We start from the raw sequence: 22991 nt of genomic DNA, 5'->3' as shown, positions 1-22991 counted from the left end.
ATTCTTCATTCTCCCCATTGCTTCCCACCCCATTCTCATCTAAATTGCAGCATGTAACCGTATACAGGGACATTTCATGCCTAATCTCACACATTTTACATCAGGGAACAGATATTCGGCATTGTTGCTGTTTCTTCTCCCCTTCCTCATCACCGCCTGCTTTAACCCGGAGCCGGATGATTACGGACTGACGCTTGAAGCAGTGGATGTGGTCTGTGTGGAGGCCACATTCCGGGTGACGGCTTCCGGGGTGCCGGAGACCTGGACGTGCGGACTCTACCGGGATGACAGTCTGGTAGTGACGGAAACACTCAGCGGACAAAGCGGTTATATCCGGGATACGGGACTTTTGCCGGCGGCGGATTATACTTATCACATAAGCTATATGAAAGACGGCCGGGACAAAGACCGTTCCGATCCCATCGCTGTCACCACGCTGGATACCACAAGCCATGATTTTACATGGACCGTGGAAACCCTGGGAGATGCCGGGTCTTATCTCAATGATGTGGCCATTGTGGATGAAAACAATATCTGGGTTGTGGGAAACATAAATACCCCGGATGGTGAATATAATGCCGCTCGATGGAATGGTTCGGAATGGGAATTTATAGGTATTTACAGCAATACTCTTGATTTATACAGTATCTGGTATTTTGCAGAAGATGATATCTGGGTTACAGATTACTGCGCACCTATACATTGGGATGGAAATGAATGGACTTTGTATCATCTAGAAAATATGGGATTAGGATATGGCATCTGTGCAGGAAACTCCATCTGGGGCTCGTCATCGGATAACGTATGGTTTGCGGGAAACAACGGGTCACTGGTCCACTACGACGGGAGCCGGTTCCGCCGGGTGGAGAGCGGGATTGATGTAGATATTCAGGATATTGATGGGAATGATGAATTAACAGTTGCAACAGCCTGGAGTTATTGGGATCAAAATAGTTACTTGCTTGAAATCAGAGATAAACAGGTAAGCATAAAACGGCATTCATCCCTGCCCAACGGAGACTGGACTTTAGGAGATGCAGGCTTGTTTTATTCATTGGATGTTCTTCAGGAGCATGTTTTATTTATCACTGTCCGGACGGCCTTTGTCCACTGGCATATTGCTTCAAATACGACAAAATTGATTCTAATAGAAACGACGATCCTGAACGATTTAAAGCCAGTCCATGCGATCAGGGCAAATGCAGTAAATGATATATATTTTTTCACTACGGCAGGTGAAATAGCCCATTATAATGGGATGACATTTAAGCATATTAATCCGGGCTTTCCATCTGTTATTGACTTGGGTGATGGAGCAGTGAAAGACGAGTTGATTGTAGCTGCACTTCGATCGAAGAATATCTTCATTGGCAGAAGAAATCATTAAAAAGAGGAATGGAACGCATCAAAGTAAATTGTCTTGTTTATCACTTTTGGCGAAGTCTACAAGGCAATGCACAAGCCCATATACCAGTCTTGGATGAGGATTTGATATGGGTGATTTAACTAACTATTCAGGCAAAATGGAGGTTATAATGAAAAGAGTATTTATTTTCATTTGGTTTATTATTGGTTCAAATTTAATGGGACTGCAAACCTATCCTACAGTTGATTGGAGTATTGCAGGTGATAATTCTACATTTGTTGCGAATACAACTATAACAGTAAATTCTGTTAATGATTTTTTTGATTAAGCAACGTTTTTTCTGTAAAAAGGCATAGCATTGTTTTTCGCCTCGCATTCATCTATATCAAAGTTTAAGTATATTCGTCCTGAGATCCACGTTTCATGTTGTTCAACAAGTATGGCGGTAATCAGTCTCAGACACGATTCCTGATTGGGAAAAAGGCGTGCGACACGAGTTCGCCGTTTAATCTCCTGATTGAGGCGTTCCAACCCGTTGCTGGTCCTGATTCTTCTGCGATGAGATTTGGGGAAGTCATACACTGTCAGGGCTTCGTCGATGTGATCCTGAAGCCAGTCACAGAACGCCGGTGCTTTGTCTGCATAGGTTTTACAGACGGTCTCTGTTTTAGTACAGGCCTCTTCTTTGCTGTCTGTATTAAAAATAGCTTTTACCGCGTCTGCCAGCTCTTTTCTCATGTTTTTGGCCGGGGCGTAAGCCTGGGCATTTTGCTGAAAGTGAAATTGACACCGCTGCCACGGGATATGGGAGTAAACCGCCAAACGGGCTGCTTTTAAACCCGAATGATCATCGCTGATAAACAGATCCACACCCTTTAATCCACGTTTTTGTAAGTGCTCCAGAAAATGGCGCCAGTGTACTTCCGCTTCAGACAGTTCCGTGCTGATGCCCAACACTTCACGCAGGCCTGTTCGCTTATTGACCCCAATGGCAATCAAAACCGCACTATCGATCACACGGCCGTTGTAACGCGTTTTCTCATACCGGGCATCCAGATAGACATACGGATACGGATCGTCCAACTCACGGTCTCTGAAGGCGCTCAGCGATTCATCTAATTCCCGGGTCACACGGCTTACCTGACTTGAACTCACACTGAGGCCGCACAAGGCTTCGGTAATCTCCCGGACTTTCCGGGTGGACACCCCCTGGATATACATTTCCGCCAGGGCACACTTCAATGCCTTCTCACTCCGGGTGCCCCGCTCAAGACTCCCGGGATAAAAACTCACATCGCCCCGGACCTGGGGAATCTGTAATTCCAGCGTTCCAACACTGCTGTTGAAGCGTTTGGGCTTAAATCCGTTGGCGTGTCCCCGCCGTGCTTCTGTCCGCTCATAAGGATGGGCACGGAGAACCTCACTTCGTTCTATCTGCATTGCCTGATTATAAAGCAGCTCCAGGCTTTCCCGAAATTTTTCCGGTCCGTATTCAATTAAGAGTTTCATTACATCTTCAATCATCGTACTTTTTTCCAGGCTCATTGTTTTTCCTTTCATTTGTTTGTTACCTGAATTTGAAAAACTTTGAGCCTTTTTACAGAAAGAAAATTACACTACCGAAAGAGAATCCGCGCTATCATGAGATTGACCGGGATTTTCCTGATTGTGTGGACACTCGGTCATGTCATTTGGACCGGTACGGGTTATGTTTACTGGAAAAAAGGACAGGTTGCCGTTCTCAACCATCGCTGGCAGGAAGGCATTGATTATTATGAAAAAGCAATATTATATCTCCCTGACAAAGGAGAATTACGTTTTCATCTGGGTGCCGCGTATGCTTATACGGGAGAAACGCTCAAGGCGATTGATTACATTGAAGGATCAAGGGATAATTTTAATGATAAGAACATGTATCTGGTCCTGGGGCAAAGCTATATGCAGACTGAAAATTACACACGGGCTGAAGATCACCTGATTACCGTTACGGAAATGTTTCCCCAGCTTCTGTATCCCCATCTGTTATTAGCCGAACTCTATCACAAAACCGGGTACCTGTCTAAAGCAATCAGTGAGCTCCGGTTTATCATTGAGTCGGAACCTAAAATCATCTCGGATGATGTGATGACGATAAAACAAAATGCCTTGCAATATATGAATTTGCTCCTGGAAGAATAATTGATTGACAACAATAATTATTATAGACAGGCAACAGGCACACATTAAAACTCTTTTACAGAGTAAGAGTCTTCAGCGGGAGACCTACATTACAAGCCTTATTGAGTATGGATGTATCGATAGAAATATTCGAAATACAATGAGTTTTAATGACAGGTTAAGGATAATAAAAAGGACGGTTGTGATGCCGCCCCTGAGTTATTTTATGCTGACTGCTGGTATAAGTAGCGAGTAGCGAGGGCCGAGTAACGAGAATTTCCTCAATTAACCTAAACCACACCATGAAATCTTGCGTCTCTTCTCGCACCTCGATACCCGTACCTCGTTACTGTTTTCCGACTTTCGATATAAGCCTGCCCCGGTAAGCCAGAATAACGTTCGGGGACTTTCGACTGTTGACTGTCGACTGCCAACTTATTTCATCAACACCATCTTTTGTGTCTTCACAACATCACCAGCGACAAGTCTGACAAGATAGATTCCTGAGCTGTATTCGGAACCGTCCCAGGTCACCGTATGGTAACCGGCGGAAAACCGATCATGAACCAGGTTGGTCACAAAGTTTCCGGTTACTGTGTAAACGGTGAGAATTACGCTGGATTCTGCCGGGAGACCGAAGGTTATATGTGTCACGGGATTAAACGGGTTGGGATAAATTGATTTTATATCAAATGATTCCGGAGCATTTGACATACAATCTTCAGATGTTTCACTACTGCCTTTTTCTATGATGATTGGTTCGGATCCTTTTATACTTACTGTATTTGAATAATCAGGTGAAGATAATAGTCCATCCCCAGACCGTGCTCTAATCTTGTAATAATAATAACTGGAAGGATTTAAATAACTTGGATAAGAAATATTATAATCTATATATTCATTTGTTGACAGTCCTGAAGCTATACACGAAAAAGTACCGTTGATTCCTTTTCTTCGATAAACATCATATATTGCTGCTTCAGATGGCTCAGACAAATCCCAGACTAATTTGGGATTGCCCTGATAATAATAAATACTAAGATTAGTGGGTGTGGTTGGCTGAAATTTTGAATAATCATTATTTCCATTTGTTATATTGAAGATTTCGCTAAGGGTAATTGTACTTTGATTTGGTATCTGAATACAAGGATTGTTCACTCCTATCAATTTATAATAATATATTCCATTATCATAATACAAATAGAAATCATTATATTCATAAAATTCACCCGTCCAAGGTTACCGGGATTCTCTTAAATCAAGACAAATATAAATACTATCTATATATGGATAATTTTGATTATCTAAAGAACAACTGATTTTATATATTCCAGCACTAAGATTCGCATAAATGCTATTGTTAATTTCATTCTCACCAAGATCCCAACCGACTTGATATTCTATGTTATGATTGATAACATAATCTAACGGTCTATGGGGCACGTTATATAAATGTCCAGTTTTATTTCTATCAATAATCATAAACGAATCGGGATAATTATTAAAACCCCATACAGAACCTACAGCATCTACATAAAAATCATTAGTCAATGAATAATTTAATTCAGGACTATTGTCATAAGAGGTACATAAGAATATCTCAATTTCTTTAGTTGCTTTTTCATCATCACAAAATAATCTTACACAAAGAATAATAATCAATAACGTGGATACTGTGATTTTTCTTATCATATCTATAATCCTCAATAATCCAATTTAGCTCACTTAACGATTGTCATCTTCTTTGCTGCCGTAAAATCATTCACATTCACCCGGCAGATATACACACCACTGGATAAAGTTCCCACAGTAAAAGTAAACGTATGATAACCTGCATTCAGATATCCCTTGTAAATATCCTGAACCAGTCGGCCGGTAAGGTCATATAGCACCAGATGTACTTCACCGGATTTCGGCATGGCCAGAGGAATGGTTGTCACTGGATTAAAGGGATTGGGGTAATTTTGGCCCAGCTTATAGCTCTCAGGCAGTAAATTCTCTTCAATATGGCTGATAACAAGGGTGCTGCCTTCATGGGCACCTTTATAGGGATGATCTGTTTCCCGGGGATTTCCGTCAATGTCTTCCGAAATCCACTCAACCGGGATGCCTGCCAGGTTCACATCCCCATCCGAAGACCCGGTGATATGCAGATCCGTTATGGATACAAATTCCACCGGGACAGCCACCGAGTGTTCATCCTTATTCGTGGCAGATTGCCAGTCTGTAAGTGTTTTATGCACCGCAGAACCCCAGTAACCGGTAATGGCATTGGATCCGGATACATAAATATTGTTGTAGTCACTCCAATCCAGTCCTGAAGTCCAGGGCCAGTAAATTCCATAAGAATTTTCCAGATTCTGTTCATTGACAACGATATTGTTGACAAAATTCACCGTTGTGGCCTCTTGTGTATCCCGTTCCCAGCCCAGACCGGCATGACGGCCGGTGAGCTCTGTTTCCGGCAAGTAAATGGTATTATGCATGATATTTACCGGATTTCCGGCAGAAGGATTATTGATCACAATGCCATAGACATTGTTTGTTGTATTCATGCCGGCATTCGTCAGATTGGCCGCTATGAAATTGTTATAGACGTTCACTTCATTTACACTGGCATTGAGTAAAATTCCACCGGCATACCCTGTCCCGTTTACGGCAAGACCAGAGATTTTATTGCCGTGCACATGAATAGTCCCTACGCCACCGCACACATAAATCCCTCCATGCCATGTGTTGTTGACATGCTGACCGGTGACATGTATCGTATTGCCCGTGTATTCGTTATCTTTTATGTAGTAGGTAGTGATTCCCCGTCTTCCGGCATAGATCAGGTTATCTCTTACACACACACTGTCGACCGGCAGACTCAGGTCATTTCCCCAAATAGCAATGGCATCGGTAAATGTCTTTTCTTCCGTTCCGATGGTGTTCTTTTCCAACATGATCTTTTGAGGAGATACAGGGGATGTACTGTTTCTGTCTATGAGAATTCCCCGGGATGTGGATGCTGCAGATTCATATTGGACACTCAGGTTTCGGATGGTAATATTTTTGCAGTCATCCACAATACGGATCACCGCAGCGCCCGTTTCATCCTGCAGCCTGAAAGTCATGGCGGAACTGTCACCTCCGAATCCGTCAAGGGTTACCCATGAAGTGTTCTGAATATCAAATCCTGCCTCGCCCATGAGGAGTATTTCAGGAGATGTTTCCGGAACAGGCATGATAGTCAGAGATGTGAATTCTGTCAGATCAGGGCGTTCAAGATGAATGGGATAGATTTCGTCAGTCAATAAGGACCCGTCAATCAGTAGTCTTACCGGAGCAGACAAACCCGTCCCGTTCACAGCGCTGATGGCTGCAGCCAGGTCCCCGAATCCCTGTTCATGTTCTCCCTGGGGAATGTAGTAATCACCGGCAAGGGACAAGGAGCTAAAATCAAACTGAGTATCAAACAGGGTCTGGACATATTCTTTAGCAAAACGCAGGGCCGCTACGGAACGGATATGGTTACGTCCCTGGGCAACGATGATGGCCGTCACAATCTCCTGGGTATCACAGGGTGCCATTTCAAAAGGACCTGCACTGAACAGGAATCGGCGGTCCCCCGGGGGAACTTCCATAATATTCAGCCATCCCTCTCCCGTGACCGGATCACCGGTGTAATGAAAACGGGTCGGTTCACCCGTCGTCGGATCAATCCATGATCCTCCCCCTTTTTTCAAGCCCCGGACGACATGATATGCCTCTTCCGTACTATGAGGATCCTGGTCAAGAGTTGGTGATCCTTTTAGAACGATAAATCCGGACAAATCCACTTCTCTCCAGCCCGGTCGGAGTTTCCCGGACCAGCTCGCCGTATCTCCCGGGCTTTGCACCTGAGGCCTTTGAAGAAATGTAAATCCTATAGCCGGAGGCGTTAAACCATATCCTCTGTCCTCGGGATATGCGTTATAACAATATCCCATCACTTGACTTGTATCCACACCGGCAAGATCATCTAATGCATCACCCATATCAGGATCCGTCCAGATACCGGCATACATCTCTTTATAGTGGTTATCCGACTTGTTGATGACAAGGCTCCGGACAAAAAGTACATCTCCCAATATATCACTCCGGTCAAATCCGTATAATGTCGTCTGTATCTCAACGCCCATGGGGGCTCCACCCAAAGTGGACGTATGAAGGCTCGTATCCATATCATTGCAGACACTCCATACCATCTGATCACCTGAAAAGAGTGGTTTCCCCGATTCATCCACCGGGGCACCCTGTTCCGACGGCCAGTTCAGGTAATCAGCAGACAGGCTGTCCTGCCGGTTGATTTTATACAACCTGTAAGACGGATCTGCCGGATCTCCCGCTTTCCAGATGCAGTGTTCCTGAGGATAGTGACTCACAGGCACCACAACCTGGTTTAAGGTATCGAAATAGAGAATCTGTCCGGGCTGATACTGTGAAAAGAACCCCACTACCGCCGTCCGGATATCCTCGCGGAATGCAAGGGAATCCTTTTCCTTTGTCTGTCCGCTTACCAGAAAGAGTCCGGACTGGAACACATTCGATATTCCGGTACCTTTCGGCCATTCCATACCGGGATACGATGTGGCCCGATACGAAACCCAGTCCCCTACATTGCTGGTCCACGTGCAGATCCGGTTTCCGTCAAACTGACCATAATCCACAGTAAAATCCTGATTTTCAGTCACAATATGCTCCGCCCGGTCCAGGGGCACGGCTCCATGCGTCCCGGATATCCATAGAAAAACGGACATAACAACTAAAAACAGGATATTTCTTTGCCTATTCATAACAGACCTCATTTTCATTCTCTAAAATAGTTTAACACTTAATTAGTTATATGTCAAGTCTGCATTCAGCCATTCAATTCATCATTCTTCATTCTCCCCATTGCTTCCCACCCGATTCTCATCTAAATTGCAGCATGTAACCGTATACAGGGACGTTTCATGCCTAATCTCACACATTTTACATCAGGGAACAGATATTCGGCATTATTGATGTTTCTTCTCCCCTTCCTCATCACCGCCTGCTTCAACCCGGAGCCGGAGGATTACGGACTGACACTTGAAGCGGTGGATGTGGTGTGTGTGGAGGCCACATTCCGGGTAACAGCTTCCGGGGTGCCGGAAACGTGGACATGCGGACTCTACCGGGATGACAGTCTGGTGGTGACGGAAACACTCAGCGGACAAAGCGGTTATATCCGGGATACGGGACTTTTGCCGGCGGCGGATTATACCTATCACATAACCTATATGAAAGACGGCCGGGACAAAGACCGGTCCGATCCCGTCGCCGTTACCACGCTGGATACCACAAGCCATGATTTTACATGGACCGTGGAAACGCTGGGAGATGCCGGGTCTTATCTCAATGATGTGGCCATTGTGGATGAAAACAATATCTGGGCGGTGGGATATATCAAAGAGGGGGATTCCATCTACAATGCCGCACACTGGGATGGGGAAAAGTGGGAGATGATAAGAGTATTGAGTGGCCATACTGCAGTAACTGGTATTTCATATTTTTCACGAGATGATATATGGGTTACTCTTGGTGTAGTTGCCCATTGGAATGGCAATGAATGGGTTTTGTACCATTTATGGGATATGGGAATTATTCATTATCCTGAGGATGGTGGTGTTTATCAGGTCTGGGGCTCGTCATCGGATAACGTATGGTTTGCAGGAAACAACGGGACACTGGTTCACTACGACGGGAGCCGGTTCCGCCGGGTGGAGAGCGGGACGGATGTAGATTTGAAAGACATGGACGGGACACCGGACGGAAAACATGTGTTTGTTGCCGGGTTAACACTCATGGGGGACTTGGGAGGACACGGTGTGTTTCTCCATATTGAAGAAGGCAATCCTAACATAGTATATACGACAACTACTTATGCAGGTGACCCGGAAAATGGCAATTATGGAAAAATGATTACTTTAACAGTGACAAACTCAAGAGTCTATGCCAATCCCGGTGGAGTGGACATGCTGGTTTATGAAATCATTCCGGACATCTATCACTATTATCCCGTCAAATCAACGGTGTTGAGAACCGATTATTATTCAACCGGAAATCAGGTCCGTGGTAAACGGAATCATGACATTCTGTTTATTTCTCCGGAGTCTGTTGTCGTACACTACAATGGCAGCAGTCTTAAAATAATGATGGATCTGCTTCAACTATACGGGAATAATATGTTATGGGTAAGACGGGCACGCTACACAGACAATCTGGCTGTAATTGTGGGCTTGTTTGATTCAGGTATCCCGGGAGGAATTATTGTGAAAGGAGTGCATCAGGACTGAGAGAAAGGGTACCTCCTCGCTCCTCACTACTCGAACCTCGCTACTCGCTACTGACTTTCGACTATTGACTGCCGACTGCCGACTTATTTCATCAACACCATCTTTTGTGTCTTAATAGAACTCCCGGCTTTTAATCGTGCGATATACACACCGGAGCTGTAAGAGGATGCATCCCAGGTGACGGTGTGATATCCGGCAGGAATGTGTTGATTAACGAGTTGTTCCACCAGTCGGCCGGTGATGTCGTAAATATTCAGGGTGATCTGTGCCGGTTCAGGCAGTGAAAATTCTATATGTGTCACAGGATTGAAGGGGTTGGGATAATTCGCAAAGAGTCTGAATTCCTCTGCATGGTGAATCGCGGGTTTTGTTACAGAATTGTACGAATTTTCCTGAAAATCATACCAAAAGGTATGTTGCGGGTCATGGGCGTGCATTGGCCAGGGAAAGCGTTCCGGGACAAAAGGTACCGACGGGATGGTAAAAACCCATAGATAGACATTCCAGTCATAGGGATCACGAATACTAAGTGCCATCTCAACAGATCCGTCATTATCAATATCACCAAGAGCAGGAGAATTAAAACAAGTAATTGCAGGGGTTATCAGGGGTGACCAACTGACTTCTTCTCCGGTATGATGGTAAACGTGGTAATGAGAATTGTCATTAAATGCCAGATTGTTATCAACGAATATTTCCAAATCTCCATCCCCGTCAATATCTCCAATTACGGGATCAACGACTGACGAGGAACTGCCGTAAGGTCTTGTTGGAAATCCAGGAAGACATAATCCGTTCAAATTGTATACATATAAACTGCTTGTCTCATCAACCCAAATTATTTCCAGTTGATCATCTCCTGTCAAATCAGCCCAACTGCATGGTTGGGAAATATATTCCGTGGAGAAATACTGAGGCCAACCCGGGAGAATCCCATGAAAGGGTGAAAACAGAGCCACGGCATATTCTTCCGGCGGAAAAATCCCCAGCTTATACATGCCGGCAAAGATCTCCGCAATTCCGTCCCGGTCCACATCGGCTGCTGAGAATATAGACAAAAAGTGGTCTTCAATATGCAAATGAACAGGTTCCATAAAAAAGGTCCCGTCCGGATTAAGGATATACAGGCTGTCACAGGAATTGATCTGCACCAGAATCTGTATTGAATCATTCCCGGTCAATGACGCAAGCTGATAATGACGGGGGCGGTTTTTTAAACGCACCGGCCAGCCGGGAAGAGGCGTTCCGGTGTGATCAATAATCACCAGTTCATTTTCTTTATTAAAAAGGATATCTGCCGTCCCGTCTCCGTTAAAATCGAACAATGTGGGGGTTTTGGGCTGATTGGTTGTCAGCGGCGCTTCAACGGGAAAGCCCGGGAACAATTCACCCCGATGATTCCAGGCATACAGATAATGATCCGATATCCCCCAGCCACGGTCCCGGACCACCACATCCAATGTGTCATCCCCGTCAATATCCGCAATTGAGGCATTTTGCTGGATTCGATAGGTCGTCTCCTGTGGCCAGCCGGGAAGGGAAAACCCGTCTTTATTCACAATGAAGACTTTATTGTGAGCATTCATGATGATCTCTTTATATCCGTCTCTGTTCATATCCATCATAACAGGACTGGTTAAAAGAGGACCACCATCCGGTCCATGCTCTAAAAAGACCTTAAACCTAAGACAGGGTTCTGGAGAATTTTGTCCCCAAAAAACAGAACTGAAAAGACAAAGTAATAGTATAATCCTTGAAATTGATTTCATGTTACACCCTATGATATTAAGATAAGCTTGACAGATGCAAAAGAAAAGACTATTATCATTTTAGAGAGTAAAAAGGAGGTGTGGTATGAATCGCAAAATATTGACAAGTGCTGTTGTGATGATTATAAGCCTTATTATTATTATCATATCAGTAAACAAGTCAGCCGTTTCACAGGAACGGACAAGAGATGGATGGGGAATCGTAACAGATCAAAATGATAATCCGGTTGAAGACGGAGTAGAAGTAAAATTCTATCAACTCTATGGACCTAACAATGAACGAAGAAAATACTATAAATCAGAATGGACCAGTACGCATGCTGAAATGAAAGGTTATTATGCCTGGGATGCTCCAGAAGGATACTATGATATTATCGTCCGAGAAAACACCATAGACGAAGGTGGATGGATACAAACGTGGTTAGTACCCGGACAATGGCCCAATGTCGTCAGAAACATTAAGTATGGCATTTATTCTACCAGTAAATAATATCTCAATAGATAATACATCTCGCTACTCGAACCTCGTTATTCTCTATAGACTTTCACCTCAATCATCCAATCTAATCAATCGAATGCGTACTGCCGACTGCCTGACAACTTAAAAGTGACGCGTGACGAGTAACGCGTGACACGTTGACCAACCCTGTCCACTTTCGACTGAAGCCTGCCCCGATAAGTCAGAATGACGTTCTGGGACTTTTGACTTTTGACTTTCGACCCCTGTGAAATAAGTCCCGATTTATCGGGATATTTCACGGGGGACTACTTCATCAACACCATCTTTTGTGTCTTCACAAAACTCCCGGCTTTTAAGCGTGCGATATACACACCGGAGCTATGAGAGGTTGCATCCCAGGAAACGGTGTGATATCCGGCAGGTGTGTGCTGATTGACAAGTTGTTCCACCAGCCGGCCGGTGATGTCATAGATATTCAACGTAACATGGCTTGCTTCCGGAAGTGAATATCGGATGGTTGTGGTGGGATTGAAGGGATTGGGGTAATTTGGAAACAATGTAAATTTTTGAGGTAAGTTTGGAGATATATTGTCTATTTTCACAAGACCACTTTCATTATAGACAGCCAGACCTTCTCCCCAAACGGTTATCCACTTTGTATTTTCTTCATCGATATAAATAGATTCAATATTCTTATTTTCCAATTCAGGATGGATTGTAAATTGTGTCCCGTTAAAACTCACCAGTCCGTAGTATGTCCCAATCCACACAATACCCCGTTGATCCAAAGCTAATGCTTGTATTTGATCGGATGGAATATCGGAATTGGATGTATTCCATGTCGTCCAGTTTATCCTATCATAGCAGGTCAATCCCGCATCATTTGTTCCAATCCAGAGTATTTCGTCCTCACCGGAACGGTTGTCTGAAGCAACGGCTATAAGGTTATTAGACGGTAACCCGGAATTTGTTGTATTCAGTTTTATCCATTCCGACCCGTTATACACACCCAGTCCGTTTACCGTGGCAACCCACACCGTTGAAGCATTATCAATGGCGATATCATTGACCGTATTGGATGGTAAACCGCTGGTTCTTTTATACACATCCCAATTCAGTCCGTCATAACATCCCAGTCCTCCTCCGTTGGTTCCAACCCAAATATTCCCTTCATGGTCTTCTTTTAAAACATGGATAAAGTTTCCCGGTATTTCAGAATTATCCGTATTGAATATCTGCCATTCACTGTTCGTGTATAAGGCCAGTCCGTCCTGTGTTCCAATCCATATCCTGTTTTGACTGTCCGATAGAAGTCCATAAATCTCCTGATGGGGCATGGGTGAATTCGAAGGAGAAAAAGATTCCCATCTCACAGCGTCATAGGCATACAACCCTTCTCCGCCAAGCCAGATTTTACCATACATGTCAACCGTTACAGCTCTTAAATAGCCTGTACCTAAGCCGGTTTTATAAAATGACCACTCTGATTGTTGAAGTGAAAACAACCCTTCCAGAGCGCCCACCCATAATCGGTCGGTCTTATCCTTACACACTGAAAACACATCATACGTGGCAAGATCAGAGTTGTTTTTATTATAGAGTGTCCACTCTGATCCATCAATGCGTACGAGTCCGCCATTATATGTCATACCGCACCCGGCCCATACAACTCCTTCATCATCAACATACAACGTAAATACCGCATCATGAGGCATGATTGTATTTTCAGTATTATACGTTGTCCAGCTTTCTCCATCAAAATGGGACAATCCTCCGAAGCTGCCAATCCATAAAGAACTATCCGGTGCTATCGCTAGAGATAAAATGCCATTCGAAGGAAGGCCTGAATTTGAAGTGTTGTAAATCATCCATGAGGTATCATTGAAAGCCGCCAAACCGCCACCAAGGGTACCCATCCAGATAAACTCATTGTCCGCACATATGGCTTCGACCCGGTTTGCCGGAAGATCTGAATTGGAGGTATCGAACACCGTCCAGGACTCTCCGTCAAAACAGGCAACGCCCTTGCCAAAGATTGCCTCTTCAAGATTCACAACTCCTGTTGTTCCCACCCAAATACGGTTCTTTTTGTCAAGGGTCAATGCCCAGGCACCATTGTTAGGCAGCGCCGAATTGGATGTGTCATAGGCTGTCCATTGATCCCCATTCAATGATAAAAGACCGCCGGCAGTCCCAAACCATTTCGTTCCGTTACTGTCAATAGCAATACTGTAAATGTGAGATTTTAAAATGTCAGCTCCAAATTGATTATAATAATACTTTTTTTCACCGCTTGTGATATTCAACCGGACAGGCCCGCCATTTGTTCCGATCCATAAATAATCATTTTCTGATATTAAGGCCCGGATCTTTTCGCCGGATTGATAAAACAACCAGGACGACTCCTGCGCCAAAGCAAGGGTTGATCCGGCCAGAAATGTCATGAGAAGGATTACTGTTTTCTTTAAAAACTGCTTCATATCTATTCCTTTTCGTTCCAAAAAATAACGTTTTCCAACAATTACCCATTCATCACTAACCAATTCAATCCATCATTCATCATTCCTCATTCATCGCTTCACAGAAGCTTACAGCCACAAAACCTTGAAACTCCATTCACACCTCATTACTCGCACCTCGATACTCTTTTTCGACTTTTGACTTTCGGCTCGCCGACTGCCGACTGAATAGTGACGCGTGACGAGTAACGCGTGACAAGTTACCAGCTGACGACTGTTAACTGTCGACTGCCGACTGTCGACTCTCAATATATCACCCCCCACTCCGTCACAGCAAATCCTATCCTGTCAAATTCAGGTATAACCGGTTCAGGCAGTGTTTTTGCTTCTGGCACCTCTTTGATCACATAAAACAAACGCAGGATGGAATCGGGCGTTTTGCTGATGTTCAGGGTGATCACATCATCAATATCAGCCGTATGCTGGGGATAGATGGCGTAATAGGTAGAATTCTTAAGCAGGGGTATCCAATATTCCAGAAAGTCATCAATCTCCCGGCTGTTAAATCCATAGGCGCTCAGGTTTTCGGAAAAGAATCCGGATAAATCTTCTCGGGAGATCACCCATCCCTTGTCACGCTGCCACAGATCGGGAACCGACGCTTCATAGAACAGATAATCATAGGTGTTGTCTATGCGCCCCTCGGGCGTCACGGTAATATCCTGCCAGGCATGGGGATACGGGGGATCGGAGATGACAACATCACCGCCCTGTGGAAAACCCAGGGACACGCTAAGCCGACACTCTTCTTCCGGGTAGAGGTAGATGTTGGGTTTCTTGACTATCGCGCCTTCAAACAGAATAAATTGAACATTGTAATCTTTGGAATGGATATGCTCTCCGGCACGGGGATGGGGCTGGACATCCATCATATAAAATTGGACGGCATCATTAAATATCAATGTATCGGTGGATTTCGGTATCAATCTCTGATGAATTGAATCGATGTACAAACAAAAGCTGTTTCTATTACTATAATTATTTACCGTAAAGCAGGCCTTTGCCGTGCCGTCAAGCCTTTGATCATTTTCATCATAAACCCGCGTATCCACCGGTATACTATCCAGCCGGACCCACACCTCTTCACTTTCGTAGAGGGTTTCACCGATCCGGATCGCAACGGTATCTCCCAGGATGAAGTCATCATAATCCGGGGATGTGGGGTCGTCATCGCAGGACATCGTACAAAAAACAACGAAACACAAAATCATCAGCCACCGATTCATGATATATTTCCTGACATGTATCATTTCTTTATACTCTTGTTCTTTTTGATTGTAAGGCGGATTTGGTTAAAAATCAAGGGGAATCCGGTTTATCTTTGATCTGATAGGGTTATGATTTTGTATTGTTCACTATTATCCGATCATCCAATTATGCTGTAACGGTAAAATAAACCCTTTTTCTACCGGGAGTCATGTGTTAAAAAGGTCCGGACCTTCTGTGTGTCAGGCTGGTATAACCAGATAAAGAAATGTATAACACATTAGTGAATAGGAATAAAAGTAATTAAATCAAATACATATCCAGGTGGTTATTTTAACAACATCACTTTATGTACTTGTGAATGCCCATCAAAATCACTCCGGATAAAATATATTCCAGATGAAAGATCATTGACATCCGTCATGATGTTATGTGTTCCTTCACCAAATTCCCGATTTACTATTGTCATGACCCGTTGTCCCGAGAGATTGTAAAGAACTGCTGTGACCTTCATCGTTTCAGTCAGTGTGAAAGGAAGGGTAAAGCTCGCATTGAATGGATTGGGATAGACCGGATCCAAAACGTAACCATCGGCTACAATCGCACCCTCAGCCTCAACCTGAACCTCAACCTTTTCCAGGATGGTTTCAGTGCTGGAATAATCTACATCCGCAAGAGTATAAACGTATGTTTTACCCAATTCCACACTGGTATCCACATAACGGTATTGGGTCGTTTCCGTTGTACTCCCCTGCCCTTTCAGGGCATCATGGGTGGTGAAACTGGCGATGATTTCCGGACGGGTTTCAAACCCGTCCCTTTCGTTTCTTGTTCCTCGTTCCTCGCGACTCAGGACAAACCCTTGGTTATCGATTTCAGCCGACGTCTCCCATTCCAATACCACGGTTCCTTTGACGGCTTTGGCGGTGAAGGTGGAAAGGGTTACGGGGAGGGACATGTCTTCCCCATCCTGCCAGGACAAATAGGGATATCCGTTGTTAATACTTTGAGAATAATCCATATCCCAAATATCATCTGTGCCATTGGAAGTCTCAGCCTCAAAATCCCATCCTGCATCCGTAAATGTAGAAAGTGTCTTCATTTGTGCTGTGGTTTTGCCGGTGCCGCCATCGCTGGAACTCTGTCCGGAGGTTTCTGTGTCCCAGAAGGAGTTGTTGATTGTACCATCATCTGAACCCACCAATCCGCCCGAAGAGCTACCACTCACACTGCCCGTACTGTAACTGTTGCTAATGGTGGCTGAAAGATTATTTCCCACCAAACCTCCAACATCACTATATCCGCTTACACTACCTGTACTGTAGCAGTTGCTCACGGTGGAATTACCCAAATTCTGCCCCACTAGGCCGCCAACATTATAATCTAAATTAAAACCAGATTGTGTACTGACGCTACAAGTACTGTAACAATTGCTCACATTGGAATTATCATTATACCCCACCAAGCCGCCGACATGATAACTGCTACCGCTCACGCTGCCCGTAGTGTAACTGTTGCTCACAGTGGAATTATTATTTGATCCCACCAGTCCGCCGACACTACCATTGCCGGTAATATCCACATGGGTTACGCCGATGTTAGTGATCATAGCACCGTCTGTTTTGCTGAACAAGGCGATATTCGATGCTGAACGGTTGATGAACAGATTGTCTATCGTATATCCACCGCCGTCATATTCGCCGGTGAACGGTGTATCAACATTCCCGATTGGTGCAAAACCTTCGGCTGGACCGGCAGAGCCATCGTTATTCCAGTCCACCTGGGTTTCATCGGCATTGAAGGCGATATCGGCGGTTTGGATGAAATAAGCACCCCAATCGGCGGAAGTATTGCGTAATTCAATCAAATCCTCGGTTGTGACAATCTGATAGGGATCGCCAGATGTACCGCTGCCACCGCTATAGTTTCCGGCAATTAAAAAACGGCTCACCAGAATGAACACACCCGTAAAAATCCATAGTATTCTCTTCATCATTGCCTCCTCCTCTTCTTGAGCAGTATTTTCAAGTTACACAGACTGGTCGCACAGAATGTCTATAACACCTGTCTGGCATATCTGCTCTTCACATATATTCATTTATTACTTATAAAATAATATAAGCAATGTCAACCGTTTTCCTGGAATCGACATAGACTTCCAATGCATCTTCAATGTGTACCGGAACATTATCCGGGCATTCACAATACCTGATTTCCGTCCAGTAAAGTATCACGCGTTTCCCTTGTTCTGTTTAGTAATATGTTAAAGAAAGGTCCGGACCTTCTACATGTCAGATCATCCCCTCAATCATATCTTCCAGATAATCCGGCTCCAGGCCGAAATAGTCCATGCAGATATCATAAGCGGATGAGATGTCTCCGTGAAGCAGTCTCTCCGCGAAGTCGTCCATGGCCAGAGCGTTTTCTTTAGAAAGTATGCCAAAACACACCTCTTTTTGACTCCCCCATCCCCAATACGTACGATTATATCAGGCTTTTGGGCACATTTTAGTAAGACGGATGTAAGACAGTTTTTGTCGAAATGGGTCGTATTCCGTCGTATTTCATCGAAATCGGGGGTAAACCGGGGAATTGAAAAGAAAGGTCCAGATACACGAAAGCCCCTGATTATCAGAGGCTTAGCGTGATTGTTCTGTAGCGGAGGGAGGACTCGAACCTCCGACCTTTGGGTTATGAGCCCAACGAGCTACCAACTGCTCCACTCCGCGGTTTTTGCTCTCAAAAAGCTGTTAAATGTAATAGGATTTTCGGTTTTTCGCAAGGAGTATCTTGGAAAATTCCGGGATTTTACCGCTTATCCAATCCCTCCGGATCTGCAAAATATTTTACAATGGCAGAAGCCAATCTGCCTCCCTGAGATCCGTCAACAATCCGGTGATCAAAGGTCCCTGCAACAGGCAATATCTTGCGGATGACAATCTCACCATCCCTCACCACCGGCTTATCCTCGTATTTCCCCATAATCACCACAATGGGGATGTTGGATGCCGGAAAAAGGGCCGCAAATCCGAACTGGAGTCCGTGAGTTCCAATATTGGTGATCATGGCACTGCCGAAACTGTTGGGTTCGATTTTAAGGGATTTGAGAGGAATTCCCATATCCCGCGTGATCCATTGAATAATCCGGAAAAGCCAGTTCCGGAAAGGCCAGGGAATTTTGGCCAGCAAATGTTTGTTGGATGTGGCTTTATCTCCGCCATACTTACGGATCTGTTCAACCTTTTTTGCCATTTCTTCCGATATTTCCGTGACGGTTTTATCCCCTGCGTGATAAATTAAAAAACCATCCATCTCCTTGGTTTCTTCCACAAATACAGAGATAAAAACCATTTCATCCGGCCTGGGAATGAACTTTCCACGTCGGATATAGCAGTTCAGGTCAGGGACATCATACTTTAAAGCCCGCCCCAAAGCAGCAGCAAACATCTGGGTCAGTGTGATACGAACCCCCTCCTTTTTTCGCTTCTGAATATAGGCCAGCATATCGGTAATGTCTATTTCGTAAGTCCCATAGGTCCTGCCATCAACCGGTGCCTTGTACATGGCCGATGCCGTGATTCTCCACGGGGAATTCAAATCTTTCATGTGATTCATGCAATCCTCCTCAAGTTTCCTCATTCAGGCTGTGGAATTTAGAATCTTTGAACAGGGATATAAACTTCTTTTTCACTCCTTTTCCGGTTGATTAAAATATAATCTTTTGCGCGTACCCTTCCTTTTTTCTAAATTCGCCAAACACATTAAAGAGCAGGAGGGAAAAATGAATCCATGGGATGTTTCGATCAATTTTAAGGATTTTATCCTGGACTTCTCGTTTTTAAGTCTGTTCCTTCTTATGGGGACCGCCTTGCGGCGCTATGTCCCCTTTTTCCAGAAGTATCTGATTCCCAACAATATACTGGCAGGCTTTCTGGGACTCATTCTCGGTCCGCAGATTCTGGGATATATTTTTAAGGATTTTTCTTTTGCTGACTATTCCTATGTTCCCCTAAACAGCGACCGTCTGGGTGTTTATGTCTATCACATCCTGGCACTTACCTTTATCGCCATGGGACTCCGGAAAGAAAAGACTTCCTGGGGAAAAGGACCGTTGAGTACCAGTTTTACCGGACTTTTCTGCTTTCTGGGTCAAGCGGTTATTGGATTGCTGATTGCATTCCTTCTCATTTATACTATTGAACCGGATTTGTTCCCCGGCATTGGTATGCTGGTTACCATGGGATTTGGAATGGGACCCGGACTGGCATACTCCATGGGACGGAGTTGGGAACAGTTTGGATTTGAGGGCGGTGGACAGGTTGGACTTACCTTTGCCGCCATTGGCTATCTCTTCGCCTTTTTCGGGGGGATCTGGCTGATTCAATGGGGTATCAAACATAAGAAAACCAAACTGATCAACTCAGTGGACGACATTACCAGTGATATCCGTATGGGGGTATACAAAAAGGGTGAACAACCCAGTGCAGGTAAACTCCCCCTGGCATCCGAAGCCATTGAATCCATGGCATTTCAAATAGCTATGATCGGCTTTGTGTACCTGTTAACCTATTATACCGTCTATCTGCTTACAGGTTGGATGGAACGGAGCGGACTGGAAGGATTCGTCGCTACAGTGTGGAGCTTCCACTTTATCTTTGCCATTATCATCAGTCTTATTGTCCGGAAAGTGATGGACTGGCAAAATCGCAGTTATGTGATTGACACTGGACTCATGAACCGCCTGGCCGGTGCTTCCATTGACTATCTGGTGGTGAGTTCTATCGCTGCTATCTCTGTCACCATTGTTGCTAAATACTGGGTGTCTATTCTTACGATGTCGATATTTGCCGGTGTTTACACTGCCCTTATTATCTATTGGGCTGTCTACAGAGCTTTTGATGACTATCCTTTTGAACGGTTTATCGGAATTTTCGGAGAAAAAACCGGAACAGTTAATTCAGGGCTGGTCCTGATCCGGGTCACTGACCCGGAATTCAAGACAAATGCAGCAGAAGACCTGATCTATGGCGGGGCAATCACCATCTTTCTCGGACTTCCTCTCCTTGTGATTATGAATTTCCCTATGACGATGTTCAATAATTCTTTAAGGGGATATATTATCACTCTCGGCATCTTCATCGCTTACTGGCTTTTTCTCCTCATCCTCTGGCGTGCTATCGGTTTCCTGAAGTTCAAAAAAGTAATTGATTAAAAATCGATTTTTCTTGAAAGCCCGGCGTTGACCGGGCTTTTTTGTATCATTTGAATTATTCCATAATTTCTGTACATTATATAAAACATATAATTTAATATAGGGAAGAAATTGCATAAAATATTAACGTTTGTATTTCTATCAGCCTCTCTCCTTTTGGCTGCCATCCCAGAGGGATATTATGCCGGCACAGAAGGAAAATCTGGTGAAGAACTAAAACAGGTTCTACATACCATCATCCGGGGACACACACGCATTTCATACAGTGCAGCTTATACGGCGTTGCAAAATACCGACGAAGATCCTCTGAATCCCCAGAATGTGATTCTCCTCTACACCGGGCGGTCCCAGCATGAGGATTACCAGGATCATGGATCTACCTACGATTATGAACAATTCGGAGGAACCTATAACGACTCCTGGAACCGGGAGCATGTGTGGCCGAAATCCCATGGTTTTCCCGATGATTCTGACACCGCTTATACCGATATCCACCATCTGCGCCCGGCAGACCGGACGGTGAATTCGGCCAGGGGAACAAAAGATTTTGACTGGGGTACCAGCCGCCATGACGAAGCGACGGAATGTTTTTACACCGATCTTGCCTGGGAACCCCGGGATGCGGTAAAAGGAGATGTGGCCCGGATGATTTTTTACATGACAGTCCGCTATGAAAATCCCAACACATACGATCTGGAGATGGTGGATTATGCCGGGTCAGCAGATTACAGTCCCACACTAGGAAAAAAATCCACCCTCCTGGAATGGCATCTCCAGGATCCTCCGGACGATTTTGAGCGAAGACGGAATGATGTCATCTATGGCATCCAGCATAACCGGAATCCTTTTATCGATCACCCCGAATTTGCCAGTTATATCTGGGGTGACCTTCCCAATCCACCTGAAAATATGACCATACAAAGCGTGACGGATACCTCTGTGACCCTTGTCTGGAGTGATGAATCTGATAACGAAGAGGGGTTTCACGTATATATTGACGGTAATCTGTATCACAGTACGACAGAAAATATAACTCAAATCACCATTGCTCCCCTTCATCCCGGAACAAGTTATTTGTTCGGTGTATCTTCTTTCAATGCAGCCGGTGATTCACCGGTGATCACAGTCAGTGGCATCACATCAGGAGGGAATTCAGGACCTGTTTATATCTCAGAATATTCCGATGCAACAGGACTTGGAAATTTCGTCTATGAATTTATTGAACTGGTGAATACAGGTTCGGCAGATGCAGATGTAAGTGGTTTTATAATCCAGCAAATCGAATCCACACGGGAATTTATCCTCCCTGAAAACTGCTATATCCCGGCCCGGGGATTACTTGTCCTCGGCCGTTATGCCACCCGGGGGGAATTTGAAGCTTATTGGAATACAGAGCTTGATGAATCGGTTCTGTATGTCAACTCCCTGAATGCTTTCCCAATGATTAACGGGCAGGAACAATTCTTGCTTAAATCTTCGTCAAATGCCCTGGTTGACCCCTCAGACGGGAGCTACACATCCGCCATTATCCAGGAAGGTGAAAGGGCCAGACGGAGTTTCCCAGGTAATGATTCCGGAGACTGGTATATCGCACCGGATTCCACGGCTACTCCCGGGTGGAGTCCCCTGTTGGATACCAATTTCGTGTCTGTAATTCCACCTGTGAATCCGGTTCCAACGGCTCTTCATCCCTCAGCCGCCATTTACCCCAATCCCGTGAATCATACGCTTAATATATCCATACAGGGATTTCGTTCCGGCCCGGCAACTTTACGAATTGTAAATATTTTGGGGAATATCCAATGTGAAAAATCCGTGGAATTGTCTTCCAATCAAGAAATTTTTCAGGAGGATTTCCAGGATCTTTCCTCAGGAATATATATCATACAAATCATCCAACATCCTGTCCGGACTCACAATAAGGTGATTATTCTGAAGTAGGTTGCGACGTTGAGACGCTC

General features: G+C 44.6%; 17 protein-coding genes and 1 tRNA gene. 7 read left to right on the top strand and 11 right to left on the bottom strand.

Annotation, left to right across the window (positions count from 1 at the left end):
* The first annotated feature begins 76 nt into the window (after positions 1-76).
* Positions 77-1387 carry a hypothetical protein gene (locus strainIA91_RS04160; RefSeq protein WP_400167872.1) on the top strand — a complete coding sequence of 437 codons (1311 nt, stop codon included), beginning with the start codon at positions 77-79 and terminating at the stop codon, positions 1385-1387.
* Between the two features lie 106 nt (positions 1388-1493).
* Complete coding sequence (locus tag strainIA91_RS04155) at positions 1494-1694, top strand: hypothetical protein (RefSeq protein ID WP_400167871.1); 201 nt, start codon at positions 1494-1496, stop codon at positions 1692-1694.
* On the opposite strand, the gene strainIA91_RS04150 is transcribed toward strainIA91_RS04155, so the two are convergent.
* The gene (locus strainIA91_RS04150; protein WP_400167870.1) at positions 1691-2926 is read right to left on the bottom strand and encodes an IS256 family transposase; all 1236 of its coding nucleotides are present in this window, start codon (positions 2924-2926) and stop codon (positions 1691-1693) included. The two genes, strainIA91_RS04155 and strainIA91_RS04150, sit on opposite strands and share 4 nt — an antisense overlap.
* Before the next feature lie 81 nt (positions 2927-3007).
* Between strainIA91_RS04150 and strainIA91_RS04145 the strand changes: the two genes are divergently transcribed.
* Positions 3008-3544, top strand: a complete 537-nt coding sequence (locus strainIA91_RS04145; protein ID WP_400167869.1) for a tetratricopeptide repeat protein — start codon at positions 3008-3010, stop codon at positions 3542-3544.
* Positions 3545-3958: 414 nt separating this feature from the next.
* On the opposite strand, the gene strainIA91_RS04140 is transcribed toward strainIA91_RS04145, so the two are convergent.
* From strainIA91_RS04140 to strainIA91_RS04130, 3 genes are all read right to left on the bottom strand, one after another.
* Positions 3959-4681, bottom strand: a complete 723-nt coding sequence (locus strainIA91_RS04140) for a T9SS type A sorting domain-containing protein (protein ID WP_400167867.1) — start codon at positions 4679-4681, stop codon at positions 3959-3961.
* Positions 4682-4762: 81 nt separating this feature from the next.
* Positions 4763-5215: a hypothetical protein gene (locus strainIA91_RS04135; protein ID WP_400167866.1), complete on the bottom strand. Its 453-nt coding sequence runs from the start codon at positions 5213-5215 to the stop codon at positions 4763-4765.
* A 29-nt stretch (positions 5216-5244) separates the two neighbouring features.
* Positions 5245-8340, bottom strand: a complete 3096-nt coding sequence (locus tag strainIA91_RS04130; protein ID WP_400167865.1) for a T9SS type A sorting domain-containing protein — start codon at positions 8338-8340, stop codon at positions 5245-5247.
* A gap of 159 nt (positions 8341-8499) precedes the next feature.
* Between strainIA91_RS04130 and strainIA91_RS04125 the strand changes: the two genes are divergently transcribed.
* Positions 8500-9864 carry a hypothetical protein gene (locus strainIA91_RS04125; protein ID WP_400167864.1) on the top strand — a complete coding sequence of 455 codons (1365 nt, stop codon included), beginning with the start codon at positions 8500-8502 and terminating at the stop codon, positions 9862-9864.
* 83 nt (positions 9865-9947) lie between these two features.
* Here strainIA91_RS04125 and strainIA91_RS04120 read toward each other — a convergent pair whose 3' ends face one another.
* The gene (locus strainIA91_RS04120; RefSeq protein WP_400167863.1) at positions 9948-11633 is read right to left on the bottom strand and encodes a T9SS type A sorting domain-containing protein; all 1686 of its coding nucleotides are present in this window, start codon (positions 11631-11633) and stop codon (positions 9948-9950) included.
* A gap of 85 nt (positions 11634-11718) precedes the next feature.
* On the opposite strand from strainIA91_RS04120, the gene strainIA91_RS04115 reads away from it, so the two are divergent.
* On the top strand, positions 11719-12123 hold the full coding sequence (locus tag strainIA91_RS04115) for a hypothetical protein (RefSeq protein ID WP_400167862.1): 405 nt from the start codon (positions 11719-11721) through the stop codon (positions 12121-12123).
* 275 nt (positions 12124-12398) lie between these two features.
* Here the strand turns inward: strainIA91_RS04115 and strainIA91_RS04110 are convergent, their stop codons facing one another.
* The 6 genes from strainIA91_RS04110 to strainIA91_RS04085 form a co-directional block, all read right to left on the bottom strand.
* Positions 12399-14573, bottom strand: coding sequence for a two-component regulator propeller domain-containing protein (locus strainIA91_RS04110; RefSeq protein WP_400167861.1), 2175 nt, complete (start codon positions 14571-14573; stop codon positions 12399-12401).
* A gap of 284 nt (positions 14574-14857) precedes the next feature.
* Positions 14858-15838 (bottom strand): hypothetical protein, encoded by a 981-nt coding sequence (locus tag strainIA91_RS04105; RefSeq protein WP_400167860.1) that lies wholly within the window; start codon positions 15836-15838, stop codon positions 14858-14860.
* A 308-nt stretch (positions 15839-16146) separates the two neighbouring features.
* The gene (locus strainIA91_RS04100; RefSeq protein ID WP_400167859.1) at positions 16147-17814 is read right to left on the bottom strand and encodes a GLUG motif-containing protein; all 1668 of its coding nucleotides are present in this window, start codon (positions 17812-17814) and stop codon (positions 16147-16149) included.
* A 295-nt stretch (positions 17815-18109) separates the two neighbouring features.
* Positions 18110-18268, bottom strand: a complete 159-nt coding sequence (locus tag strainIA91_RS04095; RefSeq protein ID WP_400167858.1) for a hypothetical protein — start codon at positions 18266-18268, stop codon at positions 18110-18112.
* Between the two features lie 206 nt (positions 18269-18474).
* A tRNA-Met gene (locus tag strainIA91_RS04090) sits at positions 18475-18547 on the bottom strand.
* Between the two features lie 79 nt (positions 18548-18626).
* Entirely contained in the window at positions 18627-19433 is an 807-nt protein-coding gene (locus strainIA91_RS04085) for a 2-oxo acid dehydrogenase subunit E2 (RefSeq protein ID WP_400167857.1), read from the bottom strand.
* Positions 19434-19599: 166 nt separating this feature from the next.
* Between strainIA91_RS04085 and strainIA91_RS04080 the strand changes: the two genes are divergently transcribed.
* Together strainIA91_RS04080 and strainIA91_RS04075 are read left to right on the top strand one after the other, a co-directional pair.
* Positions 19600-21030 (top strand): hypothetical protein, encoded by a 1431-nt coding sequence (locus strainIA91_RS04080; RefSeq protein ID WP_400167856.1) that lies wholly within the window; start codon positions 19600-19602, stop codon positions 21028-21030.
* 111 nt (positions 21031-21141) lie between these two features.
* On the top strand, positions 21142-22971 hold the full coding sequence (locus tag strainIA91_RS04075; RefSeq protein WP_400167855.1) for an endonuclease: 1830 nt from the start codon (positions 21142-21144) through the stop codon (positions 22969-22971).
* Positions 22972-22991 lie beyond the last annotated feature (20 nt).

The sequence above is a fragment of the Candidatus Neomarinimicrobiota bacterium genome (assembly GCA_041154365.1).
Lineage (GTDB): Bacteria > Fidelibacterota > Fidelibacteria > Fidelibacterales > Fidelibacteraceae > Fidelibacter > Fidelibacter multiformis.
This window is presented reverse-complemented; position numbering and strand designations above follow the sequence as displayed.

Coding starts and splice junctions, on each gene's coding strand:
- strainIA91_RS04085 (WP_400167857.1), bottom strand. CDS start 19,433: ATGAATCACATGAAAGATTTGAATTCCCCGTGGAGAATCACGGCATCG.
- strainIA91_RS04145 (WP_400167869.1), top strand. CDS start 3,008: ATGAGATTGACCGGGATTTTCCTGATTGTGTGGACACTCGGTCATGTC.
- strainIA91_RS04150 (WP_400167870.1), bottom strand. CDS start 2,926: ATGAAAGGAAAAACAATGAGCCTGGAAAAAAGTACGATGATTGAAGAT.
- strainIA91_RS04115 (WP_400167862.1), top strand. CDS start 11,719: ATGAATCGCAAAATATTGACAAGTGCTGTTGTGATGATTATAAGCCTT.
- strainIA91_RS04160 (WP_400167872.1), top strand. CDS start 77: ATGCCTAATCTCACACATTTTACATCAGGGAACAGATATTCGGCATTG.
- strainIA91_RS04105 (WP_400167860.1), bottom strand. CDS start 15,838: ATGAATCGGTGGCTGATGATTTTGTGTTTCGTTGTTTTTTGTACGATG.
- strainIA91_RS04130 (WP_400167865.1), bottom strand. CDS start 8,340: ATGAATAGGCAAAGAAATATCCTGTTTTTAGTTGTTATGTCCGTTTTT.
- strainIA91_RS04125 (WP_400167864.1), top strand. CDS start 8,500: ATGCCTAATCTCACACATTTTACATCAGGGAACAGATATTCGGCATTA.
- strainIA91_RS04120 (WP_400167863.1), bottom strand. CDS start 11,633: ATGAAATCAATTTCAAGGATTATACTATTACTTTGTCTTTTCAGTTCT.
- strainIA91_RS04110 (WP_400167861.1), bottom strand. CDS start 14,573: ATGAAGCAGTTTTTAAAGAAAACAGTAATCCTTCTCATGACATTTCTG.
- strainIA91_RS04100 (WP_400167859.1), bottom strand. CDS start 17,814: ATGATGAAGAGAATACTATGGATTTTTACGGGTGTGTTCATTCTGGTG.
- strainIA91_RS04080 (WP_400167856.1), top strand. CDS start 19,600: ATGAATCCATGGGATGTTTCGATCAATTTTAAGGATTTTATCCTGGAC.
- strainIA91_RS04155 (WP_400167871.1), top strand. CDS start 1,494: ATGGGTGATTTAACTAACTATTCAGGCAAAATGGAGGTTATAATGAAA.
- strainIA91_RS04135 (WP_400167866.1), bottom strand. CDS start 5,215: ATGATAAGAAAAATCACAGTATCCACGTTATTGATTATTATTCTTTGT.